At 64.9% G+C, this 25,100-nt stretch carries 24 protein-coding genes and 1 tRNA gene; 10 read left to right on the forward strand and 15 right to left on the reverse strand.

Annotated elements, in window-relative coordinates; all coding sequences use genetic code 11:
* Positions 1–24: 24 nt before the first annotated feature.
* Positions 25–585 (reverse strand): helix-turn-helix domain-containing protein, encoded by a 561-nt coding sequence (locus ACMZ6R_RS08590; RefSeq protein ID WP_416110513.1) that lies wholly within the window; start codon positions 583–585, stop codon positions 25–27.
* A gap of 204 nt (positions 586–789) precedes the next feature.
* Between ACMZ6R_RS08590 and ACMZ6R_RS08595 the strand changes: the two genes are divergently transcribed.
* On the forward strand, positions 790–1,368 hold the full coding sequence (locus ACMZ6R_RS08595) for a helix-turn-helix domain-containing protein (protein WP_416110514.1): 579 nt from the start codon (positions 790–792) through the stop codon (positions 1,366–1,368).
* Between the two features lie 16 nt (positions 1,369–1,384).
* Entirely contained in the window at positions 1,385–3,058 is a 1,674-nt protein-coding gene (locus tag ACMZ6R_RS08600) for an AMP-binding protein (RefSeq protein ID WP_416110515.1), read from the forward strand.
* A 362-nt stretch (positions 3,059–3,420) separates the two neighbouring features.
* On the opposite strand, the gene ACMZ6R_RS08605 is transcribed toward ACMZ6R_RS08600, so the two are convergent.
* From ACMZ6R_RS08605 to ACMZ6R_RS08620, 4 genes are all read right to left on the reverse strand, one after another.
* The gene (locus ACMZ6R_RS08605) at positions 3,421–3,834 is read right to left on the reverse strand and encodes a MarR family winged helix-turn-helix transcriptional regulator (RefSeq protein WP_416110516.1); all 414 of its coding nucleotides are present in this window, start codon (positions 3,832–3,834) and stop codon (positions 3,421–3,423) included.
* Between the two features lie 6 nt (positions 3,835–3,840).
* Complete coding sequence (locus ACMZ6R_RS08610) at positions 3,841–5,751, reverse strand: heavy metal translocating P-type ATPase (RefSeq protein ID WP_416110517.1); 1,911 nt, start codon at positions 5,749–5,751, stop codon at positions 3,841–3,843.
* Positions 5,752–5,916: 165 nt separating this feature from the next.
* Positions 5,917–6,933 carry a type I glyceraldehyde-3-phosphate dehydrogenase gene (gene gap / locus ACMZ6R_RS08615; RefSeq protein ID WP_416110518.1) on the reverse strand — a complete coding sequence of 339 codons (1,017 nt, stop codon included), beginning with the start codon at positions 6,931–6,933 and terminating at the stop codon, positions 5,917–5,919.
* Positions 6,934–6,947: 14 nt separating this feature from the next.
* Positions 6,948–7,508: a GAF domain-containing protein gene (locus tag ACMZ6R_RS08620; RefSeq protein ID WP_416110519.1), complete on the reverse strand. Its 561-nt coding sequence runs from the start codon at positions 7,506–7,508 to the stop codon at positions 6,948–6,950.
* A gap of 367 nt (positions 7,509–7,875) precedes the next feature.
* On the opposite strand from ACMZ6R_RS08620, the gene dksA reads away from it, so the two are divergent.
* From dksA to ybeY, 5 genes are all read left to right on the forward strand, one after another.
* On the forward strand, positions 7,876–8,238 hold the full coding sequence (gene dksA / locus ACMZ6R_RS08625) for an RNA polymerase-binding protein DksA (protein ID WP_416110520.1): 363 nt from the start codon (positions 7,876–7,878) through the stop codon (positions 8,236–8,238).
* Positions 8,239–8,338: 100 nt separating this feature from the next.
* Positions 8,339–9,865, forward strand: coding sequence for an NFACT RNA binding domain-containing protein (locus ACMZ6R_RS08630; RefSeq protein ID WP_416110521.1), 1,527 nt, complete (start codon positions 8,339–8,341; stop codon positions 9,863–9,865).
* Between the two features lie 93 nt (positions 9,866–9,958).
* Positions 9,959–10,945 (forward strand): PhoH family protein, encoded by a 987-nt coding sequence (locus ACMZ6R_RS08635; RefSeq protein ID WP_416110522.1) that lies wholly within the window; start codon positions 9,959–9,961, stop codon positions 10,943–10,945.
* Positions 10,908–13,217, forward strand: coding sequence for an HD family phosphohydrolase (locus ACMZ6R_RS08640; RefSeq protein ID WP_416110523.1), 2,310 nt, complete (start codon positions 10,908–10,910; stop codon positions 13,215–13,217). The genes ACMZ6R_RS08635 and ACMZ6R_RS08640 overlap by 38 nt, the downstream gene beginning before the upstream one ends.
* Positions 13,214–13,642, forward strand: a complete 429-nt coding sequence (ybeY, locus tag ACMZ6R_RS08645) for an rRNA maturation RNase YbeY (RefSeq protein ID WP_416110524.1) — start codon at positions 13,214–13,216, stop codon at positions 13,640–13,642. Before ACMZ6R_RS08640 ends, ybeY begins: the two co-directional genes overlap by 4 nt.
* On the opposite strand, the gene ACMZ6R_RS08650 is transcribed toward ybeY, so the two are convergent.
* From ACMZ6R_RS08650 to ACMZ6R_RS08660, 3 genes are all read right to left on the reverse strand, one after another.
* On the reverse strand, positions 13,639–14,553 hold the full coding sequence (locus tag ACMZ6R_RS08650) for a DMT family transporter (protein WP_416110525.1): 915 nt from the start codon (positions 14,551–14,553) through the stop codon (positions 13,639–13,641). The genes ybeY and ACMZ6R_RS08650 overlap by 4 nt on opposite strands.
* An 87-nt stretch (positions 14,554–14,640) precedes the next feature.
* Positions 14,641–15,468: a helix-turn-helix domain-containing protein gene (locus ACMZ6R_RS08655; protein WP_416110526.1), complete on the reverse strand. Its 828-nt coding sequence runs from the start codon at positions 15,466–15,468 to the stop codon at positions 14,641–14,643.
* Positions 15,469–15,498: 30 nt separating this feature from the next.
* Positions 15,499–17,142, reverse strand: a complete 1,644-nt coding sequence (locus ACMZ6R_RS08660) for a PAS domain-containing sensor histidine kinase (RefSeq protein WP_416110527.1) — start codon at positions 17,140–17,142, stop codon at positions 15,499–15,501.
* A 150-nt stretch (positions 17,143–17,292) separates the two neighbouring features.
* On the opposite strand from ACMZ6R_RS08660, the gene ACMZ6R_RS08665 reads away from it, so the two are divergent.
* Complete coding sequence (locus tag ACMZ6R_RS08665; RefSeq protein WP_416110528.1) at positions 17,293–17,652, forward strand: hypothetical protein; 360 nt, start codon at positions 17,293–17,295, stop codon at positions 17,650–17,652.
* 179 nt (positions 17,653–17,831) lie between these two features.
* Here ACMZ6R_RS08665 and ACMZ6R_RS08670 read toward each other — a convergent pair whose 3' ends face one another.
* The 5 genes from ACMZ6R_RS08670 to ACMZ6R_RS08690 all read right to left on the reverse strand — a co-directional run bounded on the left by ACMZ6R_RS08670 (position 17,832) and on the right by ACMZ6R_RS08690 (position 23,241).
* Positions 17,832–19,943: an ATP-grasp domain-containing protein gene (locus tag ACMZ6R_RS08670; protein ID WP_416110529.1), complete on the reverse strand. Its 2,112-nt coding sequence runs from the start codon at positions 19,941–19,943 to the stop codon at positions 17,832–17,834.
* Between the two features lie 268 nt (positions 19,944–20,211).
* Positions 20,212–20,856, reverse strand: a complete 645-nt coding sequence (locus tag ACMZ6R_RS08675; RefSeq protein WP_416110530.1) for a 2-oxoacid:acceptor oxidoreductase family protein — start codon at positions 20,854–20,856, stop codon at positions 20,212–20,214.
* Positions 20,853–21,689 (reverse strand): 2-oxoacid:ferredoxin oxidoreductase subunit beta, encoded by an 837-nt coding sequence (locus tag ACMZ6R_RS08680; protein WP_416110531.1) that lies wholly within the window; start codon positions 21,687–21,689, stop codon positions 20,853–20,855. Before ACMZ6R_RS08680 ends, ACMZ6R_RS08675 begins: the two co-directional genes overlap by 4 nt.
* Before the next feature lie 62 nt (positions 21,690–21,751).
* Positions 21,752–22,897 (reverse strand): 2-oxoacid:acceptor oxidoreductase subunit alpha, encoded by a 1,146-nt coding sequence (locus ACMZ6R_RS08685; protein ID WP_416110532.1) that lies wholly within the window; start codon positions 22,895–22,897, stop codon positions 21,752–21,754.
* Positions 22,894–23,241 carry a ferredoxin family protein gene (locus ACMZ6R_RS08690; protein ID WP_416110533.1) on the reverse strand — a complete coding sequence of 116 codons (348 nt, stop codon included), beginning with the start codon at positions 23,239–23,241 and terminating at the stop codon, positions 22,894–22,896. The genes ACMZ6R_RS08685 and ACMZ6R_RS08690 overlap by 4 nt, the downstream gene beginning before the upstream one ends.
* A gap of 151 nt (positions 23,242–23,392) precedes the next feature.
* Between ACMZ6R_RS08690 and ACMZ6R_RS08695 the strand changes: the two genes are divergently transcribed.
* Positions 23,393–24,001 carry a peptidylprolyl isomerase gene (locus ACMZ6R_RS08695; RefSeq protein ID WP_416110534.1) on the forward strand — a complete coding sequence of 203 codons (609 nt, stop codon included), beginning with the start codon at positions 23,393–23,395 and terminating at the stop codon, positions 23,999–24,001.
* A 161-nt stretch (positions 24,002–24,162) separates the two neighbouring features.
* Positions 24,163–24,239: transfer RNA gene (locus ACMZ6R_RS08700), tRNA-Arg, on the forward strand.
* Between the two features lie 199 nt (positions 24,240–24,438).
* Here ACMZ6R_RS08700 and ACMZ6R_RS08705 read toward each other — a convergent pair.
* Positions 24,439–24,639 (reverse strand): hypothetical protein, encoded by a 201-nt coding sequence (locus tag ACMZ6R_RS08705; protein ID WP_416110535.1) that lies wholly within the window; start codon positions 24,637–24,639, stop codon positions 24,439–24,441.
* A complete protein-coding gene (locus ACMZ6R_RS08710; RefSeq protein WP_416110536.1) occupies positions 24,636–25,061 on the reverse strand; it encodes a hypothetical protein in 426 nt (141 codons plus the stop codon). The genes ACMZ6R_RS08705 and ACMZ6R_RS08710 overlap by 4 nt, the downstream gene beginning before the upstream one ends.
* Between the last annotated feature and the right edge of the window lie 39 nt (positions 25,062–25,100).

Consider the following 25,100-nt stretch of genomic DNA (forward strand, 5'->3'; position numbering starts at 1 on the left):
ACCGCATGGGCAATCGGCGCCCGGCTAGATAATCACGTCGAGGAATTCGGCTTCCGTGTCGTCGAGTCCCCGCATGGCATGGGGAGTACGCGAGGAAATATACAGGGAATCGTGGGGTTCGAGGGTGAGCACCTCGTCGCCGAGGCGCACTTCCATGCGCCCGCGCAGCATGTAGATGAATTCCTCGCCCAGATGCCGGTTGAATTCCATCTCCGACTCGGCCTTGGGCGGCACCGTGACCAGAAACGGCTCCATGAGCGGCTTGTGGAAGCGGTAGGCCAGGGACTGGTACTTGTAGGCCTTGCGCCGGTCCACGGACAGGCCATTGCCGTCGCGCACCAGGGAATAGGCGTGCAGGTGGGCCTCGCCGCCGGTCAAAAGCGCCGTAAGGTCGACGCCGGCCGCCTTGGCCACTTCGTAGAGGTAGCTGACCGGAATTTCTTCTTCCCCTGTTTCGTACAGCAGCACCTGATCCGCCGAAACGCCCGTGGCCTCGGCCAGTTGCTCCATGCTGAAACCCGTCACTTCGCGGATGCCGCGAAGCCGCATGGCGATTTCCCGCACGGGTCCGATTTCCTTGCTCATGAGAGTCCCCTTGCCTGATGTTTTGGATGCAATCGCGCTTCCCCGTCTTTTCGCACGTCAAAGGGGGTTGTCAATTTTTTTCACGGCCGGGGCCCTGCAAAAACGGCTGGAATTTCGCCAAACCTTGGGCTATGGAAGCTGCTTCACGGGGCTGTGCCGTCATTTCCGCCCCACCTTACTTCAGATTCTACCAACGAGGGAGCCATGAGCGACAAAAAGCTTGGTGATCGCATTCGCACGTACCGCGAGGGCCAGGAGCTTTCCCGCGAGGAACTTTCCCGGCGCACGGGCCTTTCCGTGGATTTCCTGACCGCCCTGGAAGAAGAGGACGTCACTCCCTCGATCGGCCCCCTGCTCAAGATAGCCCTGGCCCTGGGCCAGCGCCTGGGCACCTTCATGGACGACGCCGTGGACGGCGATGTGTGCCTGACCTGCCGGGCCGACAGGGCCGAGGACGACGCCGTGCTCAGAAAGGCCCGGGGCAAACGCGCCGCCTTCCGCTACCATTCCATGGGCCGGGGCAAGACCGATCGCCACATGGAGCCCTTTTTCATCGAGGTCTACCCCGACGAGGACGCCGCGGCCGAAAAACCGCTGTCCTCCCACGAGGGCGAGGAGTTCATCGTGGTCGTTACCGGCGAGTTGGAAGTGATCCTGGGCAACGAACGCCATGTCCTCGCCCCCGGCGACTCCATCTACTACAACTCGGTGGTGCCCCACTATGTCGGCTGCGGCAACGCGCAAAGAACCGACATCTACGCCGTGCTGTACATCCCGCAATAACGAAAGGAGCCACAGTATGACCTTTGTGCCTCCTCCACTGCACGAGCCGCCGCTTTTCGACCTGACGCTCGGTGAGCTGCTCCACCAGACGGCCACCAAATACCCGGATCAGGAAGCCGTGGTCTACGTGGACCGGGACTACCGGCTGACCTGGCGACAGTTCGACGAATTGACCGACGAGCTGGCCAAGGGGCTTATCGCGCTTGGCATCGAAAAGGGTGAGAAAGTTGCGCTCTGGGCCACCAACGTGCCCTTCTGGGTGGCGCTCATGTTCGCCACGGCCAAGATGGGGGCCGTGCTGCTCACGGTCAACACCGCCTACAAGCGCAACGAGCTCAAGTACCTGATGACCAACTCCGAAGCGGAAAACATCTTCATTACCAACGGGTTCCGCGACTCGGACTACATCGAGATCCTCTACGGCCTGGCCCCGGAACTGCGCACCATGCAGCGCGGGGCCGTTAAAAGCGAGACCTTCCCGCACTTGAAGCGCGTCTGCTTCCTCGGCGTGGAAAAACACCGGGGCATGTACTCCATCCCCGAGATCCTGGGTCTGGCCCGCACCGTCACCGACGAGGACCTGCGCGCAAGGCAGGCCACCTTTACCTGCCACGATGTGGTGAACATGCAGTACACCTCGGGAACCACCGGTTTCCCCAAGGGGGTCATGCTGAGCCACCACAACATCGTCAACAACGGCTACTCCATCGGCCAGCGACAGCGCTTCACGCACAACGACAAACTGTGCGTCCAGGTGCCGCTGTTCCACTGTTTCGGCTGCGTGCTCGGGGTCATGGCCTGCGTCAACCACGGCACAACCATGGTCTTTACCGAGGTCTTCAACCCGGTGCATTCCATGATGAGCATCGAACAGGAAAAGTGCACGGCCATCTACGGCGTGCCCACCATGTTCATCGCCATCCTGGAGCACAAGCTCTTCCCGAAGTTCGACTTCTCGTCGCTGCGCACCGGCATCATGGCCGGCTCGGTCTGTCCCACCCAGACCATGCGGCAGGTGACCGAGAAGATGTACATGAAGGAAATCACGAGCGTGTATGGGCTGACCGAAAGCTCGCCCGGCATGACCCAGACCGATATCACCGACCCCTTCCATTACCGGGTCGGGGGCGTGGGCCGGGCCTTCCCCCACGTCGAGGTCAAGGTGGCCGATCCGGACACGGGCGTGGAGATGGAGCGCGGCAAGCAGGGGGAACTGTGCTGTCGCGGCTACAACGCCATGAAGGGCTACTACAACAACCCCGAAGCCACGGCCAAATGTATCGACAAGGACCGCTGGCTGCATTCCGGCGACCTCGGCGTCATGGACGAGTACGGCTACGTGACCATCACCGGCCGCATCAAGGACATGATCATCCGGGGCGGCGAAAACATCTATCCCCGCGAAATCGAGGAGTTCCTCTACACCATGCCCGGCATCGCCGACGTCCAGGTGGCCGGCGTCCCCAGCCGCAAGTACGGCGAGGAAGTGGGCGCCTACATCATCCTTCGAAAGGACGTCGCCATGGAGCCCGAGGAAGTGCGCGACTTCTGCCGGGGCCAGATCGCCTGGCACAAGATTCCGAAATACATCGCCTTCGTGAAGGAGTTCCCCCTGACCACCAGCGGCAAGGTGCAGAAATACAAGCTGCGCGAACTGGGGGCCAAGCTGTTCCCCGAGGCGATGCGGTAGAAAGGGGCGAGGGAGGAAGGAACGCCTCCGGCGGCCAGGGGGAAACTTTTTGAAAAAAGTTTCCCCCTGGACCCCCTTCAAAAACTTTCAACGGGGCAAAAAAATACTTGTTCCCAAGCGTAGCAGACGAACGTTCAAAGCTTCATTGAGGCTACTTCCTGCCGATATTGACTTTTTCCATTCCAGCAAAAATCTACAGCAGCCTGCGAAAGAGGACTTTCACAACAGGCTGATGAGTCGCGTGTCCAGGGTCGGGGGGGGAGGGCGCGCGGGCGTGAAGGCGTATTCTTCAAATATGCGCCGCGCACGGCCGCGCGCCCTGCCCCGCCGACCAACCAGCCAACCAACTGATCAACCGACCATCACAAACAAGCCGTAATGCGCTCCAGCATGCCGGCGAACTGCTCCGCCTCCTCGGGCGAGAGATCGCACAGGATCTCGCTCGTCAACTTCTCGTGCAGCGCATGGTGCTCGGTGAAAAGCCGCTCCCCCTCGGGAGTGAGCCCCACGCGGATGGAGCGCCGGTCCGTCTCATGAGGCCGGCGGGCCACGAATCCGCCCCGCTCCAGCCTGTCCACCAGCACCGTCAGCGACCCGGTCGTCACCCCCATCCTGGCGGCAAGCTCGGTCATGCGCAGGTCGCCGTCGGCCCCGAGGATCTCCAAGGTGTGCATCTGGGGCAACGTCAGCCCGCTTTCCTTGACCACCCCATGCTCCCAGGACGAAAACTTCTCGTAAAAGGCAATGAGCAATCGGGTGAGCTTTTCATGCTCCATGACGGATCAGGCCTCCTTGCCGGCATAAAGGTCCGGCTCCCTGGTCAAGGCAAGGCTGGCCGAGGACAGCACCACCACCACCGACCCCACGTTATGGAAAATCGCGGCCGCGACCGGCGACAGGTAGCCGTAGGCCCCGCCCAGGATGGCCACGGAGTTGAAAAGGAGCCCCAGGCCGATGTTGACGCCGATGAGCCACGTCATGCGCCGGCCCAGATGGATGAGAAACGGCAGTTTGGCGATGTCGTCGTCGGCTAGCGCCACATCGGCCGTTTCCAGGGCCACGTCCGAGCCCACCGCGCCCATGGCCACGCCCACGTTGGCCCGGGCAAGGGCCGGGGCGTCGTTGACCCCGTCGCCGACAAAAAGCACCCGGCCGCCCCGCTCCTGAAACCGGGACAGGATATCAAGTTTGTCCCCCGGGGCAAGGCCCGCCCACATGTCGGTGACGCCGACCCGGCCGGCCAGCGCGGCCACGGCCTTCTCGTGGTCCCCGGACAGGATGCCGACGGTTTTGATGCCGAGTTCGCGCAGCGCCGCCACGGCGCGGGCGGCCATCCCCCTGGTCGCGTCGGCCACGCCGATGACGCCGATGGCCTCGCCGTCCCGACGCACCACGAGCCCCGTTGCCCCCTGCTCCCGAATGGCGGCCAGGCATTCCCGAAGCGGGGACGGGAGCGTTTCCGCGCCGCCGGCCATCTCCGGGCTGCCCACTTCCACGGCCCTGCCGGCCACCGTGCCGCGAAGCCCAAGGCCGATGGCGGCGCTCATGGACTCGGGCGCGGCCGGCTCAAGACCCAGACGCCGGGCCTCGTCGCAAATGGCCGAGGCCAGCGGATGGGAACTCTCCCGCTCCAGGCAGGCGGCGCAGCCGATGACGCCCGCCGCCGATTCCCCGTCGGTCCAAGCGACCTCGGTCACGGCCGGCCGGCCCAGGGTCAGGGTGCCGGTCTTGTCGAAAAGGACCACATCGGCCCGGCCCGCTTCTTCCAGGAACTGCCCGCCCTTGATGAGGATGCCCCGCCGGGCCGCCCGGCCGACAGCCGCCACCGTGGCCGTCGGCGCGGCCATTAAAAGCGCGCACGGGCAGCCGGCCACCAGCACGGCCACGGCCCGGTCCAGCTGGCCGGAAAAAAGCCAGGCTAGCCCCGCCGCCAAAAGCACCAGCGGCGTAAACCACCGGGCGTAGCGGTCGACGATGCGCGCCGCCCGGGGCTTGCCGGCCTCGGCCGCGACCACAAGTTTCACCACCTTGCCGAAGGTGGTGTCCTCGCCCACCTTGACGGCCCGGGCCGTGATCCGGCCGGTGTAGTTGAGCGTGCCGGCCAGGATGGCGTCGCCGGGACGGCGCTCGCGGGGGAGCGATTCGCCGGTCAGCGCCGACTCGTCCACGGCCGTCGTGCCGGACTCGATGACCCCGTCGACCGGGATGCGTTCGCCCGGACGCACCAGCACCGTGTCGCCAAGGCGGATGTCGGCCACGGACACGGCGCGCTCGTCCCCGTCGTCGGTCACGAGCACCGCCTCCTGGGGCGAAAGCGCGGCGAGTCCTTCGATGGACCGCCTGGCCCCGTCGCTGACCGCCTCTTCGATCAGCGACCCGAGCGTCATGATGAAGCTTATGACCGCGGCGGCCAGCACCTCGCCCTGCAGCAGCGTGGCCACGATGGCGAGGCTCACCAGCTCGTCCACGTTGATCCGGCGTTCGTAGAGCCCCCTGGCCGCCTCGATGACGATGGGCAAGCCGTTGATCGCCACCGAAGCCAGTCCCAGCAGCACGGCCAGCCACAGCGGCCCCCCCGCCTGTCCGACAATGAAGGCGGCCAGGGCCAGCCCGCCGCCGGACAGGCAGCGGTAGAACTCCCGCAGCGTGAAAAGCCCTTTGTACGCCCCGAGGCTGGAAAAACGTCCTATCATGGGTACTCCTTGCAAAAAACATCTTTATGCAAGAGAATCTTTATGCAATTATTTTTTGATAGTCAAACATTTTGAAAACAAAAACAGCTGCCGGTCCGCAGACCACAAAAAAGGCGGGAAGGCACGTCTGCCCTCCCGCCCGTAACGGTCGATCCTATGGGGGAACTACAGGCCCTTGGCGGCCATGAAGGCGACCAGGTCGGCCACCCGGCAGGAATAGCCCCATTCGTTGTCGTACCAGGACAGGATCTTGACCATGTCCCCGCCCTGGACGGTGGTGTACTCGGCGTCCACGATGCTCGACCGGGGATCGCCCTTGAAATCCATGGACACGAGAGGCTTTTCGGAAACGCCCATGATGCCCGCAAGCGGCCCGGCGGCGGCTTCCTTCAGCTTGGCCCGGACCTCCTCGGTGGAGGTGGATTTTTCCACCTGGACCACGAAGTCGACCAGGGACACGGTCGGGGTGGGCACGCGCACGGACAGGCCCGAAAACTTGCCCTTGAGGTCCGGAATCACCAACGCCACGGCCTGGGCCGCGCCGGTGGAGGTGGGGATCATGTTGCAGGCGGCGGCCCGGGCCCGGCGCAGGTCCTTGTGCGGCTGGTCCAGGATGCGCTGGTCGTTGGTGTAGGAGTGGATGGTGGTCATGACGCCCTTGACGATGCCGAAGCTGTCATGGATGACCTTGGCCACCGGCGCCAGGCAGTTGGTGGTGCACGAGGCGTTGGACAGGATGTGGTGGGTGGCCGGGTCGTACTTGTCCTGGTTGACGCCGAGCACCACGGTCAGGTCCTCTTCCTTGGCCGGGGCGGTGATGATGACTTTTTTCGCGCCGGCTTCGATGTGGGCCTGGCATTTGGGTCCGGTGCGGAAAATGCCCGTGGATTCGATGACCACGTCGATGCCAAGCTCGTCCCAGGGCAACCCGTGGGGGTCGCGTTCGGCATAGTTGCGAATGCGCCAGTCGCCGACGACCATGATGTCGCCCTCGACCGAGGCGGCCACGGGCAGCTTGCCGTAGTTGGTGTCGTAACTGAGCAGGTGGGCGTTGGTTTCGACGTCGAAAAGATCGTTTATCGCCACGACTTCCATGGCGTCGGCGTGGTGCTCGATCATGGCCTTGAGCACCTGCCGGCCGATGCGGCCGAAGCCGTTGATGGCTATGCGCAATTTATTCATAAGGGCTTCTCCCGCTACTCGTGGATGGTGTAATCGTAGGCCGTGAGCAGTTCGTAATCGGTCTTGAGCGCCTGATGCAGCCGGGCGTTCTCGATGGCAATGGCGCTTAGGTTGGCGATGGCCGTGGCGAAATGGACCTCGCCTTCCTCGAATTCCCGGACCTTGTCGCAATAGAGGCGCAGCACGCCGATGGCGCGTCCCTCGACGGTCAGCGGCAGGACCATGACCGAGGCGATGCCCTCTTCCTTGGCGGCCTCGGGATACTGGAAACGGGAATCGGAACCGGCGTCCTTGATCTGGACGATATTGCCGGCCAGGGTTTCCTGGTCCAGCTTGCTTTTGGCCACTTCGACCGGGCCTTTGCGCAGGTAGCCCTTGCTCAAGCCATATGAGGTGCTGGCCAGAAGCGTCTTCCCCTTCTTGTCCAGAAGGCGGATGGAGCAGGCCTTGGCGTCAAGGGCCCTGGCCACCTGCTCCACGATGGCCCGCAGCACCGTGACGGGCTCCAGGCTCGAATTGATGCCTTTGGCCACTTCATACAGGGTGCGATAATAGGCGCATTCCTTTTCGCTCATGATTCCCTCCTGATGGGGATGGTTACACGTCCCGGTCCCCGGACGATCCCGGGAACCGGGAGAGGCGACCATGACGGCCGGTCGCGTACGTTTCGATGGCAACCAAATGACAGCATACCTACTTTACATGAAAAGGGAAGTTCCGGCGAGCCGGACAAAGCGTGACGGTCCGTTTCCATCCGTCCCGCGGGGGAAAAAGGGCTTGCCATCGACGCGCCGCGTCCCGCACTTAATCCCCCTAACAATTGCGGACCGGGCTAGGCAAGGACGCGCCCGCCGGGAGTTCGCCCCTTTACCTCGCTGAAGGTTTGCGGTAGGGAAGTCAATTTCAAAGTCGGAGCCGGCAGGCCAGACCCAGGAGGACCGCATGGATCCCAAGGATGTCGAATTTTTCCGGGAACTTTTAAACGGCATGCTCCAGGATATCCTCAAGAAAGGCGAGGAGACCATCGAGGACATGACCGACACCGTGGAGGTCTACGCCGACCCGGCCGACCGGGCCACGGCCGAGTCCGATCGGGCTTTCACGTTGCGCCTGCGAGACCGCGAACGCCGGCTCATCAAGAAGGTCAAGGAAGCCCTTGAACGTATCGACGACGGCACCTATGGCCAATGCGTGGAGTGCGGTGAGGACATCAGCGTGGCCAGGCTCAAGGCCCGTCCCGTCACCACGCTTTGCATCAAGTGTAAAAGCAAGCAGGAAGCCGACGAGAACCTGCGCGGGGACTAGCCCCGCTTTGCTCCTTGGCCGCCGGATCATGTTCTTGTTCCACCCCCCGCGCCCGCAACCCGCCTGCCGGGCGCGCTGACCGGCGCATCGGACAACTTCCATGGAGGCCGTCTTCTTTCGCTCCCTGGCCCGGGAACTGGCACGCGTCCTGCCCGGAGCCCGGGTGGAAAAGATCTTTCTGCCAAGCCCCAACGTCATCTCCCTGGCGCTGTACATGCCGCCCGGCGGCGATCCCGCCGTGACCGGGGGGAAAAAGACCCTGTACCTCCACGTCAGATACGGTACGGGCCGTTTCTTCCTGTTTCTCTCGCCCCAGAAGACCAACCAGCCCGGACGCGCCCCGGAAGCGGCCATGCGCCTGCGCAAGCACCTGCGCGGCCGAAGGGTGGCCGGCGTCGTCGCCGACTGGCCCCACCGCGTCCTGACGCTGGTCCTGGCCGGGGAAGGCCCCTGCCTCGTCCTCGATCCCCGGTCCTTTCCCCGTCTGGCCGACGCGCCGTCGCCTCCCCCCGACGACCGGCTCTCCTGGCCACCGCTGACGGCGGTGCTGACCGACCCCGAGATCTGGCGGGGAAATCCCCAGCTCTCCCCGGCCCTGCGCCGCCGGCTGGCCGGGCTGCCCCTAGGGGAGGCCCAGGCCATCTATGCCAGCCTCCAGGGCGAGACGGCGGAAGGTGCTTTCGTGGAAATGAAAAACGGCGAGCCCGAGGCCGTCTGGCCCGTGTCCTGGCCGGACGGGTCCAAAGGCGGCCGGGAGGTGCGCGCCTTTTCCTCGGCGCTCGCCGCGGCCGCCGCCTTTGGCGAACCGCTGGCCTTCGGCGAGGTGTCGGGACGGGAAGCCGCGCCCCAATCCGCCGCCCGGACGGCCGGCAAACGCCGGCTGACCAGAGCCCTGGCCAAACTCGACGCCGACGAGGCGCGCATGCGGGCCTTTATCGCCCGGCGCGCCGACGCCAATCTGATCGCAGCGCGGCTGCACGTATTGGATAAACAGGCAAAACTCCACGCACTTTCCGTGACAACCCCGGACGGCGGCAGTCGGGAGCTCGCCCTGGATCCGTCGCTTTCGGTGCTTGGCAACATGCAAAAGCTCTATCATTTGGCGGCAAAGGGCGAACGGGGGCTCACCGCCATCGCCAGGCGCCGGGGGGACTTGCAAGTCGCCAAAAAATACTTACAAGGTCGGGAACACGTCGCGGGCACGAAAAAGCCCGCGCCCCCAACACCTGCCATCGTCTCGGGCATTGCGGCCAACGTCTACCGCACCTCCGACGGTTTTCTGGTTCTTCGCGGCAAAAACGCCAAGGCCGGCGAGCAGCTCCTGCGCAAGGCCAGCCACTTCGACCTGTGGCTGCACGCCGCTGGCGGGCCCGGAGCCCACGTCATCCTGCGCCGGGACCATCCCGGCCGGGAGGTGCCCCGGCGAAGCCTGCTCGAAGCGGCGGGACTGGCGGCCCTGGCCAGCTTTGCCGGCAAGGCGGGCGCGGCCGACGTCATGCTGGCCCGGGTGGCCGACGTGCGGCGCGTGAAGGGCGCGGCCACGGGGCGCGTGACCGTGACCAATCTGTTGGAAACGTTGCGGGTCACCCCGGACCCACACTTGGAAATATTGCGGGAACCATCATGAATGCCGCCATCCGCTTGTACTTGTCGCCGGGTTGTATTAGGTGCGGGCATGGGCCATACGCGCGGCATTTGACCGTAACCGCTTCGTGACACCATGATGCAAACCCTTGAGCACGAACGGCGGCTGGAGTTCGACGACTCGGAGCTGGCCAGGGACCTCTTCGGTCCCCACAACGCCAACATCGCCCTGATCGCCGGCAAATCCGGGGCGCGTCTCGACACCCGGGGCAACGCCGTCATCCTGCGCGCCGATTCCGAGGAAACCCTGGCCCACGTGGCCAACGTCCTGGTGCAGCTCTACGGGCTCTTGCGCCAGGGCAAGCCCGTCTATCCCGCCGACGTGGAACAGGCGCTCTCCGTCCTGGCCAAGGAACCCGAGGCCAGCCTCAACCGGGTGTACCGGGAGGAAGGGCTGGTGGTTTCAGCCAAAAAGACCGTGGTGCCCAAGACCGCCACCCAGCGCGACTACCTCGCCTCCATCCGCAGGCATGACCTCGTGTTCGGCATCGGCCCGGCCGGCACCGGCAAGACCTATCTGGCCGTGGCCATGGGCGTGAGCTTCCTGCTCGAACGCAAGGTCAAGCGGCTCATCCTTACCCGGCCGGCGGTGGAAGCCGGCGAGAAGCTCGGATTTTTGCCGGGCGACCTGGTGGAGAAGATCAATCCCTACCTGCGCCCGCTCTACGACGCCCTAAACGACATGCTCGACTTCCGGAAGGTCCGGGAGATGCTGGAAACGGGCGTGATCGAGGTGGCCCCGCTGGCCTTCATGCGCGGCCGCACCTTAAACGACGCGCTGATCATCCTGGATGAGGCGCAAAACACCACCCCGGAACAGATGAAGATGTTTCTCACGCGCCTGGGCCTGGCCTCCAAGGCCGTGGTCACCGGCGACGTGACCCAGATCGACCTGCCCTCCCGGGCCGTCTCCGGCCTCGTCGAGGCCAGACGCGTGCTCAAAAACGTGTGCGGCATCGATTTCATATCCTTTAGCGACGCGGACGTGATCCGCCATCCCCTTGTGGGAAGGATCGTCAAGGCCTATGAGCGAGATAGCAAACAAGGTCAAAAGGAAGCTTAAAAGTCATCCCGGCGCGCAGGCCGTATGCTGTGCGGTCACGGCCAACGGGCTGCCGGGGTTCGTCTTCTTTTTGGCCATTGTCTTCGCCCTGAGTTTCATTGCCCGGCTCGGGCTCGATAATTCCGTCAAGATATTCACCGCCGGCGAAATCGCGACCCAGGACGTGGCCGCCGACCAGAATCTCCAGATCGAGGACGTGGAAGCCACCAGCCGCAAGCGCGAGCAGGTGGCCCAGTCCCAGCCCCCTGTTTTCGACGTCAGCCCGCTGCCCTACGAGGCCCTGGTCAAGAGCGTGGACGACATCCTGACCTCGGTGCGCACCGCCGGCGGCGAGGACCTGGACAAGCTGCGCTGGCAGATCGCCGAGAACCTCAACACCGAAATCGGCGGCGAGATCATCGAGGTCTGGCGCCAGGACGGCTTCAAGAACCTGATCGACCAGGACGTCCTGCCCTGGCTCAAGCAGAACTACGAACAGGGCGTGGTGGCCTCCGCCGCCCTGTTCGCGCCGTACAAAAACGGCATCCTCATCCGCGACCTGCCGTCCATGATGGAAACGCTGCGCATGGACACCCGCGACCTCAAGGACATCAAGCAGGTCAAGGACGACATGGAACACATGCTCAAGGTGTCCATGAACAAACCCTTTCGGGTGCGCAAGGCCGTCTACACCCTGGTCAATCCCTTCATCGCCCCGAACATGACCTTCAACCAGGAAACGACCCAGTCCCGCCGCCGCGAAATCAGCCAGGCCGTGGAGCCGCTCTACTACATCATCAAGAAGGGCGAGGTCATCGTGCGCCAGGGCGAGCGCGTGGGCCCCATCCAGCAGCTGAAGCTGCAAGCCCTCTACTCCCACCGCAAGGGTTCCTACAACATGCTGCGGGCGCTCGGGATCTTCGGCATGTGCCTGATGTTTCTGGCCGTGCTCTACGCGTCCCTGGAGCGCACCGGCGTCAAACGGCTGCGCAACACGGACTGGATGTTTCTCGCCGTGATCCTGGTCATTTTCGGCCTGCTGGCCAAGATGGCCGACGTGGTCACGCTGCCGGGGGGCAGCGGGCTGCCCGAGGGCACGCGGGCGCTCTATTTCGCCTTCAGCCTGCCCATGGCCGGGGCGGCGGGCATCCTGGCGCTTTTTTTCTCCAAGCGCCTGTGCATCTTCGTCAGCCTCATCCTGGCCTTTCTGGCCTCCAACATGGTCTTCGGCGGCATCGGCGCCTTCTGCTACTATTTCGTCGGCTCCATGATCTACATCTACCTCATGAAGCGTTCGGAGACCCGGTCCCAGGTGCTCAGGGCCACCCTGCCGCTTTTCGCCGCGCTGTGCGTCATGTGGGTTTCCATCAATCTCATGGACCTGAGCACGCCGGCCGTGACCGGCACGGGCCTCGTCTTCGTGGCGCTCTCCGCCTTTCTGTCGCTTCTGGCCGTGGTCGGCATCGCGCCCATCATGGAGCTTCTCTTCGGCTACACGTCGCGCTTTCGGCTCATGGAACTTCTCAACCTTGAGCAGCCGCTCCTGCAGGAGCTCATGGTCAAGGCGCCGGGCACCTACCACCATTCGCTGATCGTCTCCAACATGGTGGAGGCCGGAGCCCGGGCCATCGGGGCCAACCCGCTTCTGGGCAAGGTGGCGGCGCTCTACCACGACATCGGCAAGCTCAAGAGCCCGCACTATTTCATCGAAAACATCTCGTGCAAGGAAAACCGGCATAACAAGCTGGCCCCGTCCATGAGCGCGCTGATCCTCATCGCCCACGTCAAAAAAGGAGTGGAACTGGCCAGGGAACATCGCCTGGGCCAGCAGATCACCGACCTCATCGGCCAGCACCACGGCACCACGCTGATCGCCTACTTCCACCACAAGGCCAAGGAACAGGCCGAGGCCAAGGGCGAGGAGCCCATCCGCGAAGAGGATTACCGCTATCCCGGCCCCAAGCCCCAAAGCAAGGAAGCCGGGCTGATTCTCCTGGCCGACGCCATCGAGGCCTCCAGCCGCACCCTGGTCGATCCCACGCCGAGCCGCATCAAGGGCCATATCCAAAACATCGTGCGCAAGATCTACACCGAGGGCGAGCTGGACGATTCCCAGCTCACACTCAAGGACCTGACCCTGCTTTCCGAGACCTTCCACCGCATCCTGACCGGCATCTTCCACCAGCGCATCGAATACCCGAGCGCCAAGACGACCGAGGTCAAAAACGGCAAGACCCGCGAGGAGCCGGTGTGCGCCGTTGGCCCTAAAAACGCGGCGGAACACGCCGCATGATCGGGGTGGCGCGCGGGCCCATCCAACCGGAACTCCCCGTCTCGCGCCGGGAGCTCGACGCGCTTTGCCGGCGCATCCTGGCCGCCCTGGACCTCCCGGGACGCGACTTCGACCTGCGGCTGGTGGGCGACGCGGAGATGGCGCGGCTCAACCGCGACTATCTGGGGCTTTGCGGCCCGACCAACGTGTTGAGCTTCCCGGCCGACGATCCCGACCGGCCGGACTATCTCGGGGAAATGGCCGTCAGCCGCGACACGGCCGTGCGCGAGGCCTTTCTCTACGGCCAGGACCCGACCGGGCACCTCACCAGGCTTGTGGCCCACGGCTTTCTGCATCTGGCCGGGTTCGACCACGGCCCGATCATGGACGGGCTCACCGAAGCGGCCTGTCAGGCCGTTGCCGACGCGGCTGCCTGGGCCCCTTAAACGACACGTCGGCATTTTCCGAACTTCGAGGACACGACACGGGGCATGGCCACGGCCATGACCACGGCCGCGCCGCCGACAAGCTGCCACCCGCCCAAGCGTTCGCCCAGGGTCGCCCAGGCCCCGACAGCCGCCACCACAGGCACGGCGTTGAGCCACAAGGCCGACCGGGCCGGCGAAAGTCGGGAAAGCACGTAATTGTAGCACAAAAAGGCGGCGAAGCTGGCCAACACGGTCAGGGCGGCCACCGCCAGCATCTGCCTGCCGTCGAGAACAGGCCAGCCCCGCTCGACGATTTCCCACAGACAACCCGGCAAAAAAAGCACCGCGCCCCAGGCCAGTTGCACAAAGGTAACGGTCCAGGCGTCCAAGCGGCGCACCAGCGCCCCGCCCAGCACCACATAGCCGGCCGTGGAAATAACCGCCCCCACCATAAGCAGATTGCCGACCAGCTCGCCGCCGACAAGCCCGCCCTGGCCACCGCCCAGGATGATCAGCGAAACGCCCCCGGCCGAGACGAGGATGCGGGCCAAATCCCCCGCCCCGGCCCGCTGCCGGCCGAGACAGGCGGCCAGGGCCAGCGCGGCCAGGGGAATGGCGGCCACGATCAGGGCCGCGGCCGAGGCCGTGGTGTAGACCAGCCCGCAGGTCTCGAAGGCGAAATGGCCGACGGGCTGGAGCAGGGCCAGAACAAACATGCGCCAGCGGTCGGCCCGGCCAAGGCGCTGGGGCCGTCGCCCCGTGACGCAAAAAAGCAGCCCGAAAAGCGCGCTCGCCAGGGTGAAGCGCAGGCACACCAGGGTGAAAGGCCCCATGGCCGCCAGCGCCACCTTGGTCCAGACATAGGAAAGTCCCCAGGCGAAAAGCGTGACGGCCAGGGCGGCGGCCACACTCCCATCGTGATCTTTCAAAAGAGCCTCCCCGCGACGCCACGGCCGCGCCGGGAGGACATGCCATGCCTGCCCCGGGGAGGATTGAACAAAATTGCCCTACCGGGGCTACGCCCGGGGGCGCGCACGCCGCAGGGACAGGCGGTACTGGTTGGGCGTGGCCCCGACCTGGGGCGTGAAGGTGCGGATCAAATGGCTCTGGTCGGCGAATCCGACTTCCTGGGCCACGGCGGCGGCGGGCAGGTCCGTGCCGGCCAAAAGCGCCTTGGCCCGCTCCACGCGCAGGAAACTCTGATAGGCATGGGGCGGCAGGCCGTATTCCCGCTTGAACAGGCGCAGCACATGGCTCGGGCTCTGCCCGGCCAACTCGGCCAACTCGGTCAATGAAACCTTGTCGCGCCAGTGCTCCCGCAGATAGTCGCGCACCCGGGCGAGCCCCCGGCCAGGCGGTCCGGGCAAATGCTCCGTCCTGGAAAAAAGCGGCGCCAGGGCCAAACACAAAAGCGACTGTTTTTCCAGGCGGTCGCGACGCGCGGTCATGGCCCGGTACAGCCCGGACAGGCGCGCGGCCAGAACCGGGTCCCGCACAAGCGGCACCCGAAAGGCCGGCTCGTCGCCGACGCCCACAAGCCGCACCGCTTCGCGTTCCAGGAAAAACATCACATAGGCCAGCCTGCCGTCCGGCTCGGGATTGCAGGCATGGGGCTCGCCCGGGGCAATAAGCGCCGTCTCCCCGGCCGTGATCCGGCCTAGGCCGCCGGCCTGCCGGAGCCGTGTGGCCCCGGAAAGGATGAGGCCTACGCACCAGGCGTCATGGATATGGCGGGAAAAAGCCCGCCGACGGTAGGCGGCCAGACGGGCCACAAGCCCGGGGAGGTCGGGATCTTCCCGACGACGCAACAATTCGGGAGCAAAGGATGCGGTGCGGCGCGGCATAGTTTTCCATGCCCCGGCGGCCCGCCAGGGTCAAGGCGTGGGCGCGCCCCCGTCCCGGGGAAGGCTAAAGGGCGCGGTGAAGCAGAACACACTGCCGCTCCCGGGCCGGCTTTCCACGGTCAGGTCGCCTCCCATGGAGGTGGCTATTTTCCGGGCGATGGCCAAGCCCAGGCCTGCGCCGCCGAAATGGCGGGTCATGCTGCCGTCGGCCTGACGGAAGGGCTCGAAAACGGTTTCCAGCTGGTCGGCGGGCAGGCCGATGCCCGTGTCGCGCACGGCAAAGGACACCATGACCACCCCGTCCGTTGCCGCGGGTACCGCTTCCCGGCAGTCCGCGCCCACGGAGACGGCCACCTCCACCCCGCCTTGGACCGTAAATTTGATGGCGTTGCTCAAAAGCGCCGCCAGCACGCGCCGCAGGCCCGCGCCGTCGCCGACGACCAGGTCCGGTGTTTCGGGGTCGATGCGCCAGGTCAGGGACAGGCCTTTTTGCAGGGCCGAGGAACCGAAGGAATTGACCGCGCCCTGGATGATGTTGTTGATGTTGAAGGGCGTATTCCGGGTCGCCTCGGAGTCGGCGTCCAGGCGCGAAAAATCGAGGATGCTTTCCAGAAGTTCGGTGAGGTTGCCGGCCGACTCCTTGAGTGTCGCCACCAATCCCCGCTGCTCGTCGGTCAGGTCGGTGGCCAGCAGCAGCTCGGCCATGCCCAGGATGCCATTGAGCGGCGTGCGCACCTCGTGGGACATGTTGTCCGCGAATTCCCGCTTGAGGCGCTCGGCGGCCAAGGTGGCCTCCTCGGCCAGACGGCGCTCGGTCACGTCCTCCATGAGCCAGATGGAGCCGGCCTGGGGCCTGTCCGGAAAAAGCACCTGGCCAATGATGCGGCACCAGAACTCCGTGCCGTCGGCGCGCCGCATGGGCCGCACCGTGTCCACGCGCCGCCCGCGTCCAAGGACCGAATAAAACTCCCGGCCAAAGGCCTCATAGGCCTCGCGGTCGGGATAAAAATCGGCGGTCGACCGTCCGGCCCCCGTATCCGGGGGCATGGCGAACAGTTCGTGAAAGGTCGGATTGGCCCGCTGCACCACGCGATCGGCAACGAAGGTGATGCCGATGGGGCTGTTTTCCAAAATCAGATTGACGGTGCGCAGGGACTCTTCCAGGGCCTTTTCCGCCTTGCTCCGTTCGGCCATCTGCCGGCGCAGTTCCGCGTTGACGCGGCGCAGGTCCTCGGCCCGGGCGGCGGCATCCTTTTCCAGTTCGAGGCGCGCGTTTCGGGACGCCACTTCGAGCCGCTTGTGGGTGGTGATATTGCGCGCCGAGCAAAAGATGCCCTGTATGCCGCCGGAAGCGTCGCGCACGGGCGTCTTGAACACCTCGAGCCAGACCGATCGCCCGCCGCCCACCACCTCGTACTCGAAGGCGCCGAAACGTCCCGTACGCACAACGGTGAGATCGGCCTTGCGGTGGCGCTCGGCGCTTTCCTTCTCGAAAAGTGCGAAATCCGTCTGCCCGGCCACGGCCTCCAAGGATAGCCCGAAAAGCTCGCAAAAGGCCTTGTTGGCAAAGCGGTAGACGAAGGCCGCGTCCTTGTAGAAAAAAAGGTCCGGCGAGGCGTCGAGCAATGCCCCGACAAAAGCGGGATCGTCGAACAGCGGGAGGGTATCGGCCATAACCGAAGTATAGGGCACTTACGCGGCCTTGACCAGTATGGCGGGGACGGTCCCCCGGCGCGTGGCCGACGGCCCATTGCCGGACCGGGTAAAATATGGTTAGTTCGCTCGACGATGATCTTCGCGGCCCTATGCCGCCAGGGAGATTCCATGTACAAGGTTTTCTTGCCGATCATGCTGGCGGCCATCGTTTTGGCCCTGCCCTCCCCGACCCGGGCCGCCGACCCGGCAGCCCCGGTCGCCGCGACAAGCCCGAAAGCGCCCGCCGCCGCGTCCCAAAACGCGCCAGGCGCCAAGGCCGAACCGGCCGAGCACGGACCGTCCAACCCGGCCACGGATGCGGCCGAAGCGCGCTACCGCGCCTGGGTGGATCGGGAACATGCCGCGGACGCGGTTGAATTCACCAAGGAAAAAAGCAAGATCGAGGACAAGTACAAGGGCTACGTGCGGCCCAAGCACGACAAGAAGAAAAACGCCAAGGCCGAACCGGCCACGCCCAAGGGGAACTGAATCTCCGCGGGGCTCCCTCGTCTCACACAAATTTTCCTTTCCCCCTCTTTTCCCCAAAAAATTCCTTCATCCACCCATCACCGTGAAAAGTTTTGGGGAGGGGAGAGCGCGAGAGGGGGACCCTTTTTCCAAAAAGGGTCCCCCTCTCGCACTTTCTGTCTTTTCCAAAAAATCTTCTCCTACCGGCCACACAGCAGCCCGGCCATGACGCCGGCCACGTCGCCGAGTTCCGGGCACACGGCGATGCCGGCCCGCTCGAGGCAGGCGATCTTGGCGTTTATGCCGCCGGGGTGTTCGAGCAGCGCCCCGGCATGGCCGAGCGCCCGGCCGGGGGGAGCGGTCATACCGGCCACGAATGCCGCCACCGGCTTGGTGTAGCCGGTTTCGACCACATAGGCGGCCAGATCCTCTTCGGCCCGCCCCCCCACTTCGCCGAGGACCATCACCCCGAGCACCTGGGGATCGTCGCGCACCATTTCGCACAACTCGACAAAACCCGCGCCGCCGAAGGGGTCACCGCCGATGCCGGCGGCCACGGCCTGACCGATGCCCGCCGCCGACAGCCGCGAGCACACTTCGTAGGTCAGCGTGCCGCTTCGGGAAAAAACCGCCACCGGCCCGGGAATGAAGGGCTCGGCCGGCATGATGCCCGCCTGCATCCGCCCGGGCAGCAGCATGCCCGGCGTGTTGGGCCCGAGCAGCAGGATGTCGCGCCCGGAAAAAGCCGCCCGCACGGTCAACATGTCCTTTTGGGGAACGCCGTCGGTGATGCACACGATGCGCGGGACACCGGCCTCGATCGCCTCCAGCACGGCATCGGCCGCGCCCATGCCGGGGACGAAGATGACGGACAGGGCGATGTCGTGGGCGTCGGCCGCCGCGGCCACGGTATCGTAGACCGGCACCCCGTCCACGGCCGTGCCGCCCCGGAAAGGCGTCACCCCGCAGACCACGTTGGCCCCGTAGGCCCGCATGCGCTTGGCGTGCAGCCGCCCGGCCCGGCCGGTGATACCCTGGACGAGCACGCCGCTTGCACCGTCGAGGGCGAGCAGGGACGGCAGCACCGGCGCGCGTTTCCCGGATGCGGCCGGCGTCCGGGGGCCGGACGCCACCTCGCGGCAGTGATCCGGCGCAACTTCGACCTGCGGCTTTCGCGGGCCGACCGGCGCCACCTCGGACAGCAAGGCCACGGCCTGGTCCATGTCGTCGGCCACGAGCAGCGAGGGCAGGCCCTGGCGACGCAACAGCGCCGCGCCCATCTCCGCACCGTTGCCGGCGAAGCGCACCACGATCGGTCGCGACGGCGGCGCGTCGCCCAAGGCCTCGAGCAGGGCCTTGGCCACGTCGGCACAGGACAGGATGCCGCCGAACATGTTGACGCAGCAGGCCGCGACGCGCGGTTCGACGAAAATGAGGTCAAAGGCGGCCCGCAGCCGGGCGGCGTCGGCCGTGCCGCCGAAATCCAGAAAGTTGGCGGCGGCCAGCCCGGCGACGTCGAGGGCGTCCATGGTGGCCATGGCCAGGCCCGCGCCGTTGGCCACAAGGCCGATGTGGCCGGAAAGGCTCACAAAGGACAGGCCATGGTCCCGGGCCAGCCGCTCGGCCGGCGTGGCCAGCCGGTTGTCGCCGAAACGGGACAATCCGGGGGCAATGCACACCGCGCTGTCGTCGATGACCACCTTGGCGTCGAGAGCCACGAAATGCCCGTCCGGCGTCACGGCCAGGGGATTGATTTCGGCCAAGAGCAGCCCGTAATCGGCCACGGCGGCAAAAAGCCGGTCGAGCAGGTCGGCAAAGGCCGCGTAGCATTCCCGGGCCAGCCCGAAATGGAAAAAAGCCCGGCGCACAAGGCGCGGCGTGGGGACAAACGGCGGCACGACCGGCAGGACGAGCAGGTCCGGCGTGCCGGCCAACCCCTCCACATCCACCCCGCCCTGCCGGGCGAGGGTCAGACAAAGCGCCCGACGCTCCCGGGACACGCCCAGAGACACATAGAGCGCCCGGTCATGGGCAACCGCCGGCTCCAGGCGCAAAAAAGGCGGACAAACGCCGCCGAAGGGACGGGAAAAAAGCGCTCGGGCGGCTTCGGGCAACTCCCCGGCCGATTCCAGCCGGACCACCCCGCCGGCCTTGCCCCGGCCGCCGGAAAGGGTCTGGGCCTTGAGATAATAGGGCGAGGCAAAAGGCGGCGCAAGGCCGTCCACCTCGCCCGGTTCGAAAGCGATGCCCGGCGGAACAGCGATACCCGCCTCGGCCAGAAGCTTCTTGCCGGCGTGTTCGGTCAGATGCATGGACGGCGCTCCCTTACGGGTTGCAACGATGCGACAGCGGCCTTTCCGCCGCCCGTTTCCTTTCCCCTACCTCAAAAAAACATACGGTGGGAACAGCTTGATCGGGCGAAGATTTTCCCTCAAGGGGCTTTCCCAACTTTCGCAACTCAAAAGATAGTGATCACATGGAGTTGCAACGTCAAAACGTTTAGGAAAGGGAGAGCGCGAGAGAGGAGAACCCTTTTTCAAGGGTTTCCCCTCTCGCACGATCTTTTCCAAATGCTTTGCCCTAGTCCTCGGCCATGATGTTGCAGAGGTCCATACGTTCCTCGTCCTGGCCGTCGCCGGCGCCGGGCTCGATCACGGCGATGGGCTGGCCCAGGCGCTTCTTGGCTTCGTTATAGCCGAGGTTGAAGGCCTTGAGGTTGGCGGCCCGGATTTTTTCGGGCAGCGCCGCCTTGAGGCTCTTGCGCATGGCCTCGGGCTTGGCGAACGGCAAAAGCCAGGTCACCGCGCCAAGCGCCACCACGTTGGTGGACTGGGGCACGCCCACATGGTCCCGGGCCAACGCCGTAAACGGCAGACCCAAAAACACGTTGGACGGCGTCTGCTTGACCAGCCCCGTATCGATAAGCAGCGTGCCCCGGGGCTTGAGGTAATGGTAGTAGATGCCGACCGCCTCCTGGGACAAGGCGACAAGCAGGTCCAGGTATTCGGTCTTGGGATAGCTGATGGGGTCGGAACTGACCACGAGGTCGGACCGGCTGGCCCCGCCCCGGGCCTCGGGGCCGTAGCTCTGGGTCTGGGTCACGTGGTAGCCGTGGTAGAGCGCCAGGCCCTGGCCCAAGAGCTTGCCCATGGTCAGGATGCCCTGGCCGCCAAGCCCCGACAGCCGTATCTCGTAGCGGGCCAGCACCATATCCTCGCCGTTCATGCCGCGCCTCCCTTTTTCTCCCGAAACTCCCGGCACATGGCGGCGTAGCGCGTCTCCAGGCCCGGCACATCGCGCTTGACGAACACCCCGATGGGGATGCGCCCGTCTTTTTGCTCCAGCTTCTCGTAGGCCTCGATGGGCACCGCCCGCTCTTTCAGCCACTGAAACATGGCCACCGGGTTCTTAAATCCGTTGCCCCGGCCGTACTGGGTGAAGCACGGGGTCAGCGCCTCGACCAGATTGAACCCCGGCTGGGCAAGCGCGGCGGTTACAAGTCCGTCCAGGGCCTTGACGTGGTAGACCGTGCCCCGGGCCACACCGCTGGCCCCGGCGGCCCTGGCCAGTTCGACCACGTCGAAGGAGGCCTCGGGCTGGCCCATGGGGCTGGTGTGGGTGTAGGCGCCCTCGGGGGTGGTGGACGAGCACTGGCCGCCGGTCATGCCGTAAATGAAGTTGTTGAGCACCAGCGCCGTGACGCCGATGTTGCGCCGGGCGGCGTGGATGAAGTGGTTGCCGCCGATGGAAAAGGCGTCGCCGTCGCCCATGACCGCGATGACGGTCAGCTCCGGGTTGGCCATCTTGATGCCCGTGGCGATGGTCAGCGCCCGGCCGTGGGTGGCGTGGACGGTGTTGAAGTCCACGTAGGCGGCGATGCGGCCCGAGCAGCCGATGCCGGCCACGATGACCACCTCGTCCTTGGACAGGCCCAGGGCATGGACGCTGCGCACGAGCGACCCCAGCACGATGCCGTGGCCGCAGCCCGGGCAAAAGACCAGGGGAAACTTCTTGTTGTGGCGCAGGTACTGGTGGATAAGCTGCGTTACTTCGGCCATGTCACGCGATCTCCTTCACGCTCTGCGACGCAAATGCTCCGATTGAGGGAAAGGGGCCGGCCTCAGGCGATCTCCTTGAATATCTGCGACGGGGTGATGATCTGGCCGTCGATGCGGTTTATCGTGCGCACGGCGGTGTAGCCCTCGTTGACCCGTTTGACCTCGCGGGAGATCTGGCCGACATTGAGTTCCGGCACCACCACCAGCCGGCAGGTCCGCATGAGCTTTTCCACATGGGCCCTTGGAAAGGGAAAAAGCGTATTGAGCACGAGCAGGCCGGCCCTGACCCCCACATCCCGGGCCTGCTTCACGGCCAGCCGCGCCGAGCGGGCCACGCAGCCGTAGGCCACGACCAGTACCTCGGCGTCTTCCGTATCCACGTGCTCCACGAGCTGCACATCCTGGAAAAACCGGTCGATCTTGCGGAACTGCCGCTCGACCAGGGCGCGCACCTCCTCGGGCCGGGAGGTCGGAAAGCCGAGCAGGTCGTGGGTGAGCCCGGTCACGTGGAACCGGTAGCCCGAGCCGACAGGCGGCATGGGCGGCACGCCGCGAAGGGTCTCCTCGTAGGGCTTGTACCACTCCGGCGGCATGGTCGGCACCAGGCGGGAGAAGATCTCGAAATCGCCAGGTTCCGGCAGCGTGATCTTCTCGCGGGTGTGGGCAGTGATTTCGTCTAAAAGCAGCACCACCGGGGTGCGGTATTTCTCCGCGAAATTAAAGGCCGCCACGGTCATTTCCACGCACTGGGGCACATCCGTCGCCGAGAGCACGATAATGGGATGGTCGCCATGGGCGCCCCAGCGCGCCTGCTGCACGTCGCCCTGGCCGGGGCTGGTGGGCAGTCCCGTGCTCGCGCCGCCGCGCATGACGTCGACGATGACCAGCGGCGTCTCGGTCATGGCGGCGTAGCCGATCTGCTCCTGCATGAGCGAGAAGCCGGGGCCGGAGGTGGCGGTCATGACCTTGCGTCCGGCCAGCGACGCGCCGATGATCGCTCCCATGGAGGCGATCTCGTCCTCCATCTGGATAAAGACGCCGTCCGGCACCAGCGGCAGCCGGCGGGCCATGGTCTCCATGATTTCCGTGGACGGCGTGATGGGATAACCGGCGTAAAAGGAGCAGCCGGCGGCCAGCGCCCCTTCGACCACGGCCTCGTTGCCGAGCACGAAGGCCTCGCGCCGTTTTTTGCGAAGATGCTGCGTCACGGCCTGCCCTCCTTGTCGTCCGCCTTCGTTACGGTCGCGGTGGGCGCGTCCGGCCCTTCGGGGCCTGGACAGACTCCATCCGCCGGGGACTGGACGGTGTGGTTGTCCTTGTGGCCGTTTTGATGGCCATTACCGTTCGCGGGAACCACCATGATGGCGAAATCCGGGCAATGCGGCTCGCAAAAGCCGCAATTGACGCAGGCGTCCTCGCGTACGACCCTGGCCTTGCCATCAGGGCCGAGCGCGAGTACTTGTTTCGGGCAAAATGCGGCACAGATGCCGCAGCCTTTGCACCAGTCCGAATAGACGACGACGCGGGTTTGTCCTTTCCTGTGCTCGGTCATGCCACTGTCCCGGGATGAGGATTTATAAGTGGGCGTGACAGTGACCTGTTTGTGGCAAAATGGCAACGGCCTCTTCCAATTCCATTTTTCACTCGACGAAATTGCGAATTTCCCTTAGGGCGATACAACTTTTTTTCCGGAGGTTGACGTTATGGTGGCAATTGGCCGGAGGTTCTGGCTGCGGGCGCTTATGGCGCTGTGCTGCGTTCTGGCCGCAACCCTGGGCGGCGTTGGCGTCGTCCGGGCCGAGGGAGGTAACCCCATGGTCAAGTTGACAACCAGCAAAGGTGACATCGTCATCGGGCTGGACAAGGAAAAAGCCCCGATCACGGTTGAGAGCTTTCTCAAGTACGTCAAATCGGGACATTATGACGGCACGGTCTTTCACCGCGTCATAAACGGCTTCATGATCCAGGGCGGCGGCATGGACAAGTCCATGAAGGAGCTTCCCACCGAGGCTCCGATCCAGAACGAGGCCGACAACGGGCTCAAGAACAAGGCCTATACCCTGGCCATGGCCCGCACGGCCGATCCGCATTCGGCCACGGCCCAGTTTTTCATCAACGTGGCCGACAACGGCTTTCTGGATCACACCGCGAAAAATCCCCAGGGCTGGGGTTATGCGGTGTTCGGCAAGGTGGTCAAAGGCCAGGACGTGGTGGACGCCATCAAGGCCGTACCGACCATGACCAAGGGCTTCCACGAGAATGTGCCGGTGGTCCCGGTGGTCATCGAAAAGGCCGAGGTGGTCAGCGAATAGCGTCTTCGCTTCCGCACGGATCGCATGAAAGGCCGTCCCGAAGGTATCGGGGCGGCCTTTTGCCTGGGGCGCGCGAAAAATTTTCCCAGGGGAAACACCTTGCCCGGAAAAAAAAGTATTGACGGGCCCGGGGCTGACGCGTAGAAGTCTTTTTCTCGCGTGCGCCCGTAGCTCAGCTGGATAGAGTGCCGGACTACGAATCCGTAGGTCGAAGGTTCGAATCCTTCCGGGCGCACCAAAAATTTCAAGGGGTTAGCCGAAAGGTTGCCCCCTTCTTCTTTGGCAAACCTCGTTTTGTCCCCACCATGTCCCCATTCCGTCCGGGATGCCCTGGGAAACATTCAGTTCCCCTTGTCCCCACTTGTCCCCGTCTGCCTAGTTCCAAGCGGCCCACCTCCACCAGGGAAGCAGGCCGCCCATGATTTCGTCAGTGCCGGCTATTCCGGCTGTCCTTCCACCGGCCCATTGCCGACCAGATTGCCCAAGCGTTCCGTGGTCAGGCCCAAGAGGTAAGCCACGCCCTGGACGTTCGCACCGGGGACGGGCTTGAAACCCTCGGATAGGGCTACCAACTGGTTGACCAGATTTTCCAGGGCCAGCACGGCGTGGGAGACCTCGCGGCGTTCGGTGGTAGTCATGCCGCCCCCTTGGGCTGGACAACCACCCTGATGGGTTCCCTGGTCACGTCGAAGCCGACTTCCTCCCAGGCTTTTCCCTGCGCCGGTTCACTCCACCGGACACGGAAACCGGGCTCGTCGTCACTCGCCAGGGTCAGGCCGGAATCACGAAATATCTTGCCTATGGAACAAGCAACGGCTCCGCGCCGCTCGTTCTCCACGTTCACCACGCGGCCGTCGTTGGTGACGGTGACTTTGACCGGTTTGAGGATGCGCGGATCAACCCCGGAGAAGTCCAGGAAGACCTTGAACTTCCCGCCCCGGACCAGGAACTTGAAGGCGTTCCAAACTTCCTTGGCCCGCCTGATGCGGCGGAAGATGCGGGGTTCCGGGATAAGGCGGTTGCTTTCCTTGCCGTCGATGAATACGAATGGGTTAGCCATGATCGCATCTCCAGTGTGCGGTTGCGGGTTAGGCCCTGG

The sequence above is a fragment of the Solidesulfovibrio sp. C21 genome (genome assembly GCF_047785625.1).
Classification (GTDB): Bacteria; Desulfobacterota; Desulfovibrionia; order Desulfovibrionales; family Desulfovibrionaceae; genus Solidesulfovibrio.